The organism is Maridesulfovibrio zosterae DSM 11974 (genome assembly GCF_000425265.1).
GTDB lineage: Bacteria > Desulfobacterota > Desulfovibrionia > Desulfovibrionales > Desulfovibrionaceae > Maridesulfovibrio > Maridesulfovibrio zosterae.
In genome coordinates, this window is record NZ_AUDC01000010.1 from 570,982 (window position 1) to 584,533 (window position 13,552).

Sequence of the window (13,552 nt, forward strand, 5' to 3'; positions counted from 1 at the left end):
GCTCTTGAACTACTGTAAGAGTATAGAATTTTTATTAGGTACACCGAAAGATTTAAGCATGCTTCAGGGGAGAGGCTATAAATATGTAATTCTATCAAATAATTAATATATACTTTTAGCAGTCATGTACATCTTTATTGATATAAAAACAAAGATCAAAAAGGTTATTAACCATTTTTTCTACAAGCTCTGCCTGCTCAGGGCATACTTCGTTAGTATTTACTGTTTTATTGATTATTTTTGCAAATAATATGGAGACTAGTTCATCATCCTTATTGGTCCAGTACTTAGTAGCAGAGACTGCTTTATTATCAAATCCGTGATAATACATACACTCCTCCATGAGTGGGGAACATTCTTCAAGGCAGAGATTAATCAAAGACCTCATGTATAAACTATCGGCAGCAATTCTTTTCACTTTATGCTAATTGTATTTTTTTTTAACTAAGCAACTTTGAGACTACGTGGTCATTGATTTAATCATATAAAATAAATACAACTACGCTATAGGACATTATGGTTCCTTTATGTTTTTCCTAGTGTTTAAAACTGTAAAACTACCGCCTTCTTTTCTTTTGGATGGCTGGTTCAGGAAGTACTGATGCGATTCTCACTCAGACAGAAAATTATAACCATTGCCTGTGGGGCTGCAATTATACCCATTTTGGTTATGTTTATTATAACTACTATTCTTGAAGGTCGCCTTGAGCTCTGCATGAAAGACGAGGTTCGTTCTTTGATCGTATCTCATACTTCACAGATTACCAGTGATCTTTATGAAGAGTGCAGGACTTCGGCACAATTGTTAGTAGATGAAACGGAACGAGCTACCATGGCCTTAGAGTCTCTTATGGACGACAGCGGGACAGTGAAGGTTTTAAACACCGTTTCAACATGGCCTGTTAATAATCATCGGACAGAGGGAATGACTGAGATTATCATTCCGGTCATGACTTTTGGTGAACATAGACTGACTTATAAAAAACGCAAAAAAAATTCATTACCTTTTCTTACAGAAGCATTTCACATTTCAGGAGCTTATTGCACGATATTTCAACGTGTTAATACAGAAGGTGACATGCTGGTAGTCGACACGACATCTCCGGATGAAAAAGGCCATCGCAGGTTGGGTGACATCTTTTATTCACTGGATAAAAGCGGTCAGATTTCCACTATTATTAAAGATGTTTTATCCGGCAGGACAGTAAAAAAATACGAAAACGAGGACCATGGGACCCGTTTTGTGATTTATATTCCCATGCGTGATCAAAATGATAATATAGTCGGTATGTTCGCAATTCACATGGAAGACAATATTGTTGAGGTCTTGCGTAAATCCATGCTCAATACCACCGTCGGTAAAAGTGGGCATGTATGGGTTGTCGGCACCAGAGGTGAAAATAAAGGTAAATATATAGTCTCCAATTCTGCTGAAAATGATGGAGAATATGTAGACTCTGTGGGTGGTAAAAAAGGATTTATTTATGAACTCATCGACCAGGCTATCCAGAATGGTGATGGCAAAATATCCAGTAAAATATATTTGTGGAAAACTAAGTCGGATAAAACCGGACGGACTAAACTTTCAGTCTTTACATATTTCAAAGAATGGGGCTGGCTCATTGGAGCAGGCGTTTATCTTGATGAGTATCAGGGCATTACGGATCGCCTAACCGGGGTTTTGGATTATCTGGTTGAATGGTTAATTGTATCCGGGATTATTTTATTACTGATTACTCTTGCAATATCATTTTATGTAAGTGGTCTTATAGCTAATCCTGTCAGCCATATGGTTGATCTTGTAAAAATTGTCGCCGATGGAGATTTGTTCAGTGCGAAGAAATCACTGGTTAGTGTTGAGGCGAATTGTCCTAATGCACGCAGAGCTATACGGGGTATTAATGACAGGGAATCGTTAGATGAAACAGGTCAACTCTATCTTGCAGTTCGAGATATGGTTGAAACCTTAAATTCTCTTGTATCGCAGGTACAGCGTTCAGGAATTCAAGTAACAACTTCTTCTACTGAAATTGCTGCATCCGCCCGTCAACTTGAGGTTACATTTAATACCCAGGCTGCTGCAACGAATCAAATAAGTGCCACGAGTACGGAGATATCCGCTAATTCCGGTGAGCTTGCCGGAACAATGCATAAGGTAAACAATTCAGCTTCACAGATGGCAACACTTGCCCATGACGGACAGGATGGCCTTAAAACAATGATCCGCATCATGGATGATTTAAGTCTGGCGACTTCCTCAATCACAGATAAACTTGCTGAGATCAATAAAAGAGCTAACTCTATTGAAGGGATTGTCGCAACAATTACAAAAGTCGCAGATCGTACAAACCTGCTCTCTCTCAATGCTGCCATAGAAGCTGAGAAAGCCGGAAAGTTCGGTCAGGGGTTTTCCGTTGTAGCTGCTGAAATAAGAAGGCTTGCAGATCAGACATCTGTAGCTGCCCTTGAAATTGAAAACATGATCGCGAATATGCGTTTTTCAGTCGACTCAGGGGTTACAGAAATGAATAAGTTTGCCGAAGATGTACGTTTTGGAGCAAGTAAAGCAACAAAACTGGGCAAAAAGCTTGAAGGAATCATGACCGGTGTTCGCGAACTCAATCCAAGAATTGAAATGGTTAACGATGGTATGACAGCACAGGCCGAAGGCGCTGAACAAATTAGTGAAGCAATGTATCAACTCTCTGAGACGGCGTCGGATACTTCTGATGCTCTTGGAGAGTTTAACCGCGCAGCGGCTCAGTTAAATGAGGCTGTACAGGGACTGCGCAGCGAAGTTTCCAACTTTAAGGTGAGTGAATAACCATGCTGGTACTCACTTTTAGAATCGGCGAGTATGTGTACGGCCTTGAGGCTGCTATGGTGGTGGAGGTAGTGCCTCCGGCAATTTATAAAGAACTGCCCCGTTCTCCACAGTATGTTAAAGGCATTTTTGACTATCGCGGTACAGTTACTCCGGTAGTAGATCTGTCCATGCTGGCAACAGACACTCCTTGCAAACCGCTGATGTCTACACGAATTATTATAGTTGACCTTGCCGATCTTGATATGAGTGCAAAGCGCGGCGAAAAATTCTTAGGATTGCTTGCTGAAAATATTACTGAGACGTTGAAAGTTGATGATCGAGATTTTGAGACATCAGGTTTGGAAATTCCCGATGCCCCCTGGCTTGGTCGAGTTGCTAGAATCGGTGAATGCATGCTGCAGTTAATAAAACCTCAGAAACTTCTTACAGAAGAACTTCATATGGTACTTTTTCCCGTAGAACAGCAGGAATAGAGTATGAATCTTGAACCATTTTATAAAATTCTCAACAAGACCATCGGCCTTTCACCTGAGTCTATGGGAAGGACAGGTATTAAACATGCTCTTACACTCAGAATGCGTGAAACAGATTGTAACGAAAATGAGTATTTGAGCCTGCTTCGTTCAAGCGATGATGAGCGGACAGAGTTGGTTGAAGAGATTGTGGTGCCTGAAACATGGTTTTTTAGAGATACTAAACCATTTGAATTATTATTTGAAAAGGCTGCTCACCATATATATTCAGAATTCAGAGTTTTAAGTGCCCCCTGTTCCACTGGAGAAGAAGCTTATTCCATTGCTATGACACTTATGGGGGCGGGTTTGGATACCGCAAAGTTCAAGGTTCACGGAGTAGATATCAGCCAGCGAGCCTTGCAAAAAGCCAGATCTGGAATATTTACCGAGAATTCATTTCGCTCCGAGATTCCTGTTTATGCTGCAAGTTACTTCCAGAAATGCAATACAGGGAGACAACTTTCTGAAAAGGTAAGAAAATCAGTAGATTTTTATGCTGGTAATCTTATTGATGGGTGCCTTCCCTCTGGACAGTATGATGTTATTTTTTGTCGCAATTTACTTATTTATCTTGATGACCAAGCCAAGAACTGCCTTATTAAGCTTTTTTGTGAGAGGCTGAAGAACGACGGAATCCTTTTTGTAGGACATGCAGAAATGTTATCAATGTTTGATGACTGGTTTACTCCAGTCAGAAAGCAGGGTGTTTTTGCCTTTAAGAAAGGGCCTCGCAAATTGGCAGCACTACTTAAAGAACAGGATTGTTCAAAAGTTTCCTGCAATATTAAACCTGATGGAAAGATTGAAAAATTTTCTTTTCTTAAATCTACATCTGAGTCAGTTCTTGTAAAAAGTGAATCTGCTCATAAAGTTGTGGCCGACATTAAAGAAACTGCAATTGTCTTTGCCAACCAAGTTGATGCAGAAGATGTCAGGAAACCCTCTGTCGCAGAAGTTAAGCTGCTTGCTGATAAAGGGCGCATAGATGAGGCTCTTGTGATGTGCAATGACTTGCTTGCTGAGAGTGGCCCGGATTCTCAATTGCTGCATCTTAGTGGATTACTGCATGAAGCAAAGGGCCAAACTTCAATGGCTGAGAAATGTTACGGAAAAGCTTTGTATCTTGAACCAAATCTTGTGGAATCGTTAGTACATCTTTCTTTGCTTCTGGAGAACAGAGGCGAGACTCGTAAGGCCGAACTGCTTAGAAACAGGGTCCGGCGGGCCGAAAATAATTAATGGGACCAGATAATGCAAGAATCCTGCTGGAATAAAATAGGTTATGTAGGGGACAGAAGCTGTCCGGAATTAGCTGTCTGGAACCATTGCTATAATTGTCCACAATATGCGCGTGTGGGGTTATCTCTTTTAAACAGAGAGCCTCCTGAAGGTTACTTGGCTGAAAATACAGAGTCAATTGCAGCTGTAAAAGATGATGATACAGCTGAAAAAAGCGGGGCTGTGGTTTTTCGTATTTCTAAAGAATGGCTGGCGCTTTCTTCTCATGTTTTTGTTTCCGTTCTAGAACAGAGTATCGTTCGCCCTGTACCGCATCGCAGCAGTAAATTTTTTCGTGGTTTAACTAATATCCAGGGACAGATTGTACCGGTTATTTCAATGCGGGAACTGCTTGGGCTTGATAAAGAATACCTTACGGCAGAAGAAAAAGGATTCCGTGTTTTCAGCAGATTTATTTGTGTAGATCGAGGTTTAGGACGTTGGGTTTTTGCTGTTGATGAGGTCTTAGGAGTACATCATTATTTTTCAGACGGGCTGCTTGATGCGCCAGCAACTGTATCAAAAGCTCCGGCGGCTTACACTAAAGGATTATTTGAAATGAAAGATAAAAGAATCTCTTTGCTGGAAGAAGAACTCTTATTTGAAGCATTTAATCGCATTATTAAATAGGGTGGCAATGATGAGTAAGACAGGGAGAAATTAACGTGACGCGCGATATGGCTGATCTGTCCATGTTGGAACTTTTTCGTATGGAGGCCGGAAACCATACTTTGGAGCTTGAATCAGGACTGCCAGGTCTTGATAAAGAGCTGTCTTTGGAAAAGTTACAGCCACTCATCCACGCATCCAACGCCCTGAAAGGCTCCGGGCGAATTGTTGGCCTTGATGATGTTGTGTGTCTGGCCGGAGCGATGGAAGCGGTTTTTGAAAGATGCCGTAAAGATAAAACTCCAGTTTCTACCGATCAGGTTGAGGCAATGATAAGTGCCGCTGAATTTATAAGCACTCTGGCAAAAGTTGAAGCTGAACATATGGATGGATGGCTTGAAGAAAATAGTGTCCATTTTAATGATCTGCTTGGCCGTATTGAGTACACCGTAACTGATGCTGAAAAGACTGAAAATGAAACCAAACAAGTCGAAAGCGAAGTTATTGTTCCAGAGAGTGTTGATTGCAAGGCGGAACCGCTCCAAGTGGAAAAAGTTATTTTATCGGTCGATTCCTCAATGCTTGATCTTTTTAGAATGGAAGCTGAGAGCCACTCCAAGACTCTTGAAGCCGGGCTTGCTGAATTAAATAACGACCAGTCTCAAAAGAAAATTGAAGTACTCATGGGTGCAGTTCATTCTTTAAAAGAGACTGCATGTATTGTGAATCTTGACGATGTAGTTTCGCTCACCAATGCTATGGGAAATCTACTTGAGTCTTGTAGTAAAGGATCGCAGACTTTTCATGAACAAGAGATTGATATCCTTCATACAGCAACGAAGTTACTGGCAGAAATTTCCTGTGTAGATACGGATAATCTTGGTAACTGGCTGGCGGAAAATCATTGGGACATGAGTGCTGTTACTACTGATCTTAAAAAGGCTTTGGTCGTATCAGAGCAACCTTTGTCTGTTTTACTTCCTCAAAAGTCAGATATCATCGCTCCCAAAGAAGAAGCCATATCTAATATGCAGCCTAAAGAAGAGGTTCAGCTTGCTGACCTGTCCATGCTTGATCTTTTTCGTATGGAGGCTGAAAGCCATTCATTGTCCCTTACTGCCGGTTTGCTTGATCTTGAAAAGGATCAGTCTGCAGACAAAGTTGAGCCGCTTATGCGTGCAGCCCATTCGATGAAAGGTGCAGCACGCATTGTAGGCCTTACTGACGCAGTTGCTCTTGCCCATGCTATGGAGGATCTGCTTGTTGCCTGCCAGAATGGGGATGTTGTTCTAAGTTCTACCCAGATTGATATTCTTCTTTCTGCAACTGATATCTATAAAGATGTATCTTTGCTTGATACAAGCGAAATTCAAGATTTTTTAACTGCAAAGAAGCCGCTTATGGATCAGATGGAAATGGCATTGCGCGGTGATAAGCAGGCTGTGAGAGATGTTTGTAGTCAGGTCTGCCCGATTGAAACATACACTGCTTCAATGGATGTAGATGAATCTGATCTCTCTGTGACTTCCATACCTGAAGCAGGTATGCGGACAGCTCAAGCTGCTCCAGTGCAGAAAGAATTTGAATCTCCCAAACATGCTGCGGCAAAAAAGGACTCTGTGGTTCGTGTTTCGGCCGGAAATTTGAATCGACTTATGGCTCTTGCCGGGGAAAGTCTGGTTGAATCCGGAAGACTGAGTGATTTAGCCTCATCTCTTTTACGCATAAAAGGCAGTCACCGTGATCTTATGAAAGCTATTGAAGAAAGTTGCGATCGTGTTGCGGATGGCGAGACTCCTGCTTCAGTTCTGGTTAACCTTAAGGATGTACTTGCTGAATGCCAGGCTTTGGTTGCTCAGCATATTGATGAATTTGATCTCTACCACAGGCGTTCAGATAATGTTTCCGGCAGGCTTTATCATGAAGTTATTGCCAGCCGTATGCGTCCCTTTTCTGATGGTGGGCGAGGTTTTCCACGTCTGGTGCGCGATCTTGCCCGCTCACTTGGTAAGGAAGTTGATTTTGTCATTGAAGGGAACGCGACATCTGTTGACCGTGACATTCTTGAAAAGCTTGAGGCTCCTCTTAACCATCTTATTAGAAATGCTGTAGATCACGGCATTGAAATACCGGATGAACGTGTAGCATGTGGTAAAACCCCTGTAGGGATTATCAAAGTTATTGCCGGACATCGGGCTGGAATGCTTTTTATTGAAATACGTGATGACGGAAAAGGACTTGATCCGGAACGCATTCGAGCGAAAGTAGTTGAGAAAGGGCTTGCTCCAGCTAGAATGGCTGCAGAGATGAGTCGGGCTGAGTTAATGGAATTCTTATTTTTACCCGGATTTTCCACTGCCGGTAAAGTTACTGAAATTTCAGGGCGCGGGGTAGGCCTTGATGTAGTTCATGCAATGGTGCAGGAGGTCGGTGGAACTGTGCGGGCTGAATCTGAACCAGGGCAGGGAATGTCCTTTTCTCTACAATTACCGCTTACTTTATCGGTCATTCGTACTTTGCTGTTAGAAATTTCAGGACAGCCTTATGCTATTCCTTTAAGCCGTATCAGTCGGATTGCATCTATTTTTCCTGATCAATTACAGCTTGTTGAGGATCGTCAGTATGTTTCTCTTGACGGTTCAAATGTGGGACTTGTTCCTGCTTCTCAGGTTCTGGGAACAACGGTGTCTTCATCTGAGACAGAAACGCTGAAGATTGTTGTTATCAGTGACCGTATGAATAAATATGGGCTGGTCATAGATGATTTTCTTGGTGAACAGGATCTTGTGGTTCTACCACTTGACGATCGGCTTGGAAAAGTACCTGATGTAAACTCGGTTGCTCTTATGCCTGACGGTTCGCCAGTATTGATTCTTGATGCTGAAGATCTTGTACGTTCCATTGATAATCTTCTTTCCGGAGGAAGGTTGGGGAAAGTTGGAATTGAATCCTCCCATATAGCTGAAGTTCAGAAAATTTTAGTGGTAGATGACTCACTTACAGTGCGTGAAGTTGAGCGTAAACTGCTCGCTAATCACGGATATAAAGTTGATACTGCAGTTGATGGACAGGACGGTTTTAACGCAGTTCTTACTGAAAATTATGATCTTGTTATCACAGATGTTGATATGCCCCGTATGAATGGATTGGAGTTGACCCGTAAACTAAAAGATGACCCTGATCTTAAACTCATTCCGGTGATGATGGTTTCTTACAAAGACCGCAAAGAAGATAAGTTGCGTGGTCTTGAAGCCGGAGCAGACTACTACCTTACAAAAAGCAGTTTTCATGATGAAACTCTTCTTTCGGCGGTGGAAGACCTTATAGGCGGACCAGGAAAATGAAAATTGGTATTGTAAATGAGGCGGCCGTTGCAGTTGAAATACTTAAAAAGGTCGTCCTTTCAGCAGAATATGATGTTATATGGATTGCTCATAATGGTGAACAGGCTGTAGATAAGTGCCGAAAAGAGACTCCTGATCTAGTGCTTATGGATCTTGTCATGCCTGTAATGGACGGAATTGAGGCTACCAGATTGATTATGAGTGATTGTCCTTGTCCGGTCCTGATTGTGACTGCCAGTATTGAAGACAATTCCTCCAAAATATTTGAAGCGATGGGTGCAGGAGCTCTTGACGTGGTTCCCACTCCTGAAATCGGCCCTGATGGGAATCTTAAAGGAGCCGAAGGACTGATTGCAAAGATTTCTGTGATCAAGAAATTGAGTGGCAACGGAAAGGAATCCAGTAATAGAAAAAAAATTGAATCATGTCCTGATAAAGTTCCTCCGGTGCTGGCCATTGGCAGTTCAACTGGCGGGCCGTCAGCACTAGCTCTGTTGCTTGGATCTTTACCGGAAAATTTTCCTGCGGCTATTGTTATTGTACAGCATGTAGATGGGCAATTTTCAGATAATCTTGCTCAGTGGCTTGATCGTCAGACTAAAATAGAGGTGTCGATTGCATGTAACGGTGAGTCAGTAAAGCCCGGAAGAGCCTATCTTGCTCCTGGAGACAAGCATATGCTTATGGGGCCTTGCGGAACTATTCAAATTACTTCTGACCCGGGTGAAAGTCTTTATGTCCCCTCGGTTGATTTGCTTTTTGAAAGTCTGTGCTGCGCTGATTTACCACAAAACTCTGTAGCTGTTCTACTTACAGGAATGGGAGCTGACGGAGCCAGAGGATTGCTTGGGCTTAAAAAATCCGCTTGGTTGACCATCGCACAAGATGAAGAGTCAAGTGTTGTCTGGGGGATGCCCGGAGCAGCTGTAAAAATGGACGCTGCCTGTGAAATTTGCTCTTTAGACGAAATGTCGAGACATATTCTTCGGCATTTTAAAAAAGATTTCAGGAGATAATATCATGATCGATGCAACTTCAAGTGAAGAACTCCTTACCCAGCACAAAATAAGTGTTCTACTAATTGATGATCAGCCGATGGTAGGCGAGGCTATACGCCGGATGCTTGAGGGAGAGGAAGATATTGATTTCCATTTCGTAAGCGATCCTACTCTGGCTATTCCAACTGCAGAAAAATTACAGCCAACAGTTATTTTGCAGGATCTTGTTATGCCTGACATCGATGGAATGACTATGGTCAAATTCATGCGAGTAAACTCCAGATTGAAAGATATCCCGCTCATTGTACTTTCAACTAAAGAAGAAGCAACGACAAAAGCCAAGGCGTTTGAGCTCGGGGCTAACGATTATCTGGTTAAGCTTCCTGATCGCATTGAGTTGCTGGCCCGTATCCGTTATCACTCTAAAGGTTATATCAACCTTCTTCAAAGGAATGAAGCTTATAAACAGCTTTTGGAGAGCAGGGACGAAATGCGTAAAGAACTTGCTGTTGCAGCTGACTATGTCACTTCGCTGCTGCCTTCCCCCGTAACAGAAGGTGATATTCAAGCAGATTGGAGGTTTATCCCTTCTGCATCTCTCGGTGGAGATTCATTTGGTTATCACTGGCTTGATGATGATCATTTTGCCATGTATCTTCTTGATGTCTGTGATCACGGGGTCGGGTCGGCGTTGCTGTCTGTTTCGGCTATGAATGTTCTTCGCTCTCAAACTCTGCCTGATACTGATTTTTTAAAGCCTGAAATGGTTCTTAAATCTTTAAATGATTCTTTTCAGATGGATCAGCAGAATAATCTCTATTTTACTATGTGGTACGGAGTTTATTGTAAATCTGAGCGTACCCTTACTTTTTCAAGTGGGGGCCATCCTCCGGCGCTTCTTATAAGCGGTGGCTCCGTTATGCCATTACGTACTCAAGGTATGATTGTGGGGGGGATGCCGGATATGACCTACACAAGTGACTCTGTTAGGGTAGAACGGGGAGCACGTTTTTTTCTTTATAGTGACGGTGTTTACGAACTTAAAAAAGTATCAGACGGGAAGATGTGGGAATTCGAAGAGTATTCTGCATTTATGTCCGGAACTTCCGGTAAGCTGGGAAATCCTATTGATCAGCTGATTGACTATACCAGAGAGTTGCAGGGCAGTGAGCTTTATGAAGATGATTTTTCCATGGTCGAATTTGTTTTTGCATAACGAGGCAAGGTAATGAGTATCCGTAAGCAGTTCATAGTAGGGTGTGTTGTTTTCTGCATAGCCCTTACCGTGGCCATAATGTGGTTGATTTCCAATTATACCAGAGAAACTCTTATGGATGAGTATCGCGGTAAGGCAGAACTCATGCTTCAGACTATGATGGCAGTGCGCAAGCATACTGGAGTCGTTATCAGACCTCATGCTACGGTGTTTTTGCCTCCGGACAAATTTGTCACTGAATTGCAGTCTACATCTTTCACCGCTAACGGAGTTTTTGGTCGTATTCCCGATCAGTTTAAGCATGGGCTAACTTTTAAGACTGCTTCCACAAAACCTCGTAATCCAGATAATCTGGCAACTGATGATGAGGGCCTCATAATTGAAGAGTTGGAACTTTTGGCAAAATCCGGAAAAAGACCTTTTATAGGCGAAGTACGAAATTTAAATGGAATTGATTATTTTATTGCTGCTGAGGGAGAATCAAACAAACAAGAGTGCATGGTCTGCCACGGAGAGCCTAAAGATGCTCCTTTGTCTATGAAGGAAAGATATCCCGTTGATACTGATACTGGATACCACCGTATTCAAGGTCGTATTGAGTGTGCACAAATTGCTGCAATCCCTCTGGCTGCTATGACTGCTTCAGCTAATCAGGCTTTGGGATCAGTTGTTTTTATTGGATGTATTTTTATTGCTGCAACTCTTGCTTTTCTGATTTTCGGTTTGAATCTTATTTTTAAACCGGTATCAAAAATTACCGATATTGCGAAAAATATTGAGGATGGAGACCTGGAAAGTGCGAGTGCTTCATTACGCAAGATGCGAAATAGAGCTGAAGACCATTTTTTTGCTAAAAAATTTATAATGCCCGGAAACGAAATCGGTAACCTTGTTTTATCTTTTGAGGGTATGATTACCGGCCTTTCACGGATTATAGGTGAAGTCCGTGACACAGGAGATAGTGTTTCCGCTGTTGGAAATAAAATTAATTCTACAGCAAAACAGATAGATTCTGCTGTAACAAGACAGGCAGCCTCAACAAATGAGGTTACAGCGACCAGTAAATTAATCAGCAAAACGTCTAAGAACCTTGTACAGGTAATGGGAGATGTTGCATCCAGCGCCAGCGAATCGGCTCACATGGCTGAAGCTTTACAATCAAATATTGAAAACAGAGAGCAATCTTTAATTAAGCTGGTTGATTCTACGGATAGTGTTTCTTCACGTCTTGGTGCAATCAATGAAAGAGCAATCAATATTAATAATATCGTGACAACTATCGCGCGTATTGCTGATCAGACTAATCTACTGTCTTTGAACGCAGCAATTGAAGCTGAAAAAGCAGGGCAGTTTGGGCAGGGGTTCTCTGTTGTGGCCCGTGAGATACGTCGATTGGCAGATCAGACAGTTATTGCCGCCGAAGATATTGAGCTTATGGTTCGCGACATGCAGTCAGCGGTCAGTTCAGGGGTTGTTGAAATGGAAAAATTCAACCAAGAAGTGCGTTCCAGTGTGGATGAAGTTGAAAAAATGAGTACTGACCTTGGTCAGATTATTGAGCAGGTCCGAATACTTAAACCCCGTTTTACCGATGTTTCCCGTTCCATGAGTGATCAGGCTGATAGTGCTGAACAGATTAGTGAAGCTATGTCCGATTTAAGTGAAAACGCTGTCGAGACAACAGAATCTATTGATGAATTTAAGAGAACAGTAGCCAGCCTCAATTATACTGTGCATAGCCTTACCGGAGCAGTGGATGGGTTTAAAGTTGTTGGCGATACCGAATCGGACTCTGCACAAGGGTCTAAAATAGATGTAAATAAGGATTCCGAATCACCTAAGCAAAACAATTAACACAGTTGTAACCGTTTTGCCTTAATCTACTCAATTGTTACAGGTATGGTCCCGCTCAAAAGGAGAATATAAAGTGTCAGTAGATAAAATACTGGTCGTTGAAGACCATAGCGATACAATTGAATTATTAAAATACAATTTTACTTCATCAGGCTACGAAGTTGTAACAGCCATGGACGGGCATAAAGCCCTTGAGCAGGCTAGAAATGAACATCCTGATCTTATTCTGCTGGATCTTATGCTTCCAGGAATTGACGGCCTTGAAGTCTGTCGCAGATTAAAACAGGAAGTTGCTACACAGCATATCCCGGTTATCATGCTTACAGCCAAGGGGGAAGAAGTTGACCGTGTTGTCGGACTTGAACTTGGTGTTGATGATTATATTGTAAAGCCTTTCAGTCCCCGTGAATTAGTACTGCGGGTTAAAGCTGTACTGCGCCGCAGTTCTGAAGTTGAGCCTAAACGCCCCGGTAAGTGGAATCATGAAGGTCTTACCGTTGACTTTGAGGCTCATACTGTTGAATGCGATGGAGAGCTGGTTACGCTCACAGCTACTGAATTCAAGCTTTTTTCTGAACTGCTTCAACATGAGGGCAAAGTCCGCACTCGTGACCACCTGCTTGATACCGTTTGGGATACTCATTTTGAAGGTTATTCCAGAACAGTAGATACGCACATTCGCAGATTACGCCAGAAGCTAGGTCGTTACGCTGATTACATTGAAACAGTAAGAGGTGTTGGCTATCGTTTTAAGCACGTTTAATTTGTCCCTGATTAATGGCCCCTTCCAGTGATATCTATTCAGGTAATTTAAACAAAGTCTTCTGATGAGTTTAAAAGGTTCATTTTCTAATCGAAAATTCAGTTTAACAGCTGTGTTTTTTCGGTTAGAGGTCTTTACGTGCGTCTGT

10 protein-coding genes are annotated in these 13,552 nt (G+C 42.2%); 9 read left to right on the plus strand and 1 reads right to left on the minus strand.

The window, feature by feature from the left end; all coding sequences use genetic code 11:
- Positions 1 to 115 precede the first annotated feature (115 nt).
- Positions 116 to 331, minus strand: a complete 216-nt coding sequence (locus tag H589_RS0103300) for a hypothetical protein (RefSeq protein WP_027720716.1) — start codon at positions 329 to 331, stop codon at positions 116 to 118.
- Between the two features lie 270 nt (positions 332 to 601).
- Here H589_RS0103300 and H589_RS0103305 point away from each other — a divergent pair, with 270 nt between their 5' ends.
- From H589_RS0103305 to H589_RS0103345, 9 genes are all read left to right on the plus strand, one after another.
- On the plus strand, positions 602 to 2,824 hold the full coding sequence (locus H589_RS0103305) for a methyl-accepting chemotaxis protein (protein WP_027720717.1): 2,223 nt from the start codon (positions 602 to 604) through the stop codon (positions 2,822 to 2,824).
- A gap of 2 nt (positions 2,825 to 2,826) precedes the next feature.
- Positions 2,827 to 3,300, plus strand: coding sequence for a chemotaxis protein CheW (locus H589_RS0103310; RefSeq protein ID WP_027720718.1), 474 nt, complete (start codon positions 2,827 to 2,829; stop codon positions 3,298 to 3,300).
- A gap of 3 nt (positions 3,301 to 3,303) precedes the next feature.
- Positions 3,304 to 4,581, plus strand: coding sequence for a CheR family methyltransferase (locus H589_RS0103315; RefSeq protein ID WP_027720719.1), 1,278 nt, complete (start codon positions 3,304 to 3,306; stop codon positions 4,579 to 4,581).
- 12 nt (positions 4,582 to 4,593) lie between these two features.
- Complete coding sequence (locus H589_RS0103320) at positions 4,594 to 5,250, plus strand: chemotaxis protein CheW (protein ID WP_027720720.1); 657 nt, start codon at positions 4,594 to 4,596, stop codon at positions 5,248 to 5,250.
- Between the two features lie 35 nt (positions 5,251 to 5,285).
- A complete protein-coding gene (locus H589_RS0103325; RefSeq protein ID WP_084146837.1) occupies positions 5,286 to 8,573 on the plus strand; it encodes an Hpt domain-containing protein in 3,288 nt (1,095 codons plus the stop codon).
- Positions 8,570 to 9,589, plus strand: a complete 1,020-nt coding sequence (gene cheB, locus H589_RS0103330) for a chemotaxis-specific protein-glutamate methyltransferase CheB (RefSeq protein WP_027720722.1) — start codon at positions 8,570 to 8,572, stop codon at positions 9,587 to 9,589. Before H589_RS0103325 ends, cheB begins: the two co-directional genes overlap by 4 nt.
- 4 nt (positions 9,590 to 9,593) lie before the next feature.
- The gene (locus tag H589_RS0103335; protein ID WP_027720723.1) at positions 9,594 to 10,787 is read left to right on the plus strand and encodes a SpoIIE family protein phosphatase; all 1,194 of its coding nucleotides are present in this window, start codon (positions 9,594 to 9,596) and stop codon (positions 10,785 to 10,787) included.
- A 12-nt stretch (positions 10,788 to 10,799) separates the two neighbouring features.
- On the plus strand, positions 10,800 to 12,641 hold the full coding sequence (locus H589_RS19030) for a methyl-accepting chemotaxis protein (RefSeq protein WP_084146839.1): 1,842 nt from the start codon (positions 10,800 to 10,802) through the stop codon (positions 12,639 to 12,641).
- A 73-nt stretch (positions 12,642 to 12,714) separates the two neighbouring features.
- A complete protein-coding gene (locus H589_RS0103345; RefSeq protein WP_027720724.1) occupies positions 12,715 to 13,404 on the plus strand; it encodes a response regulator in 690 nt (229 codons plus the stop codon).
- Positions 13,405 to 13,552 lie beyond the last annotated feature (148 nt).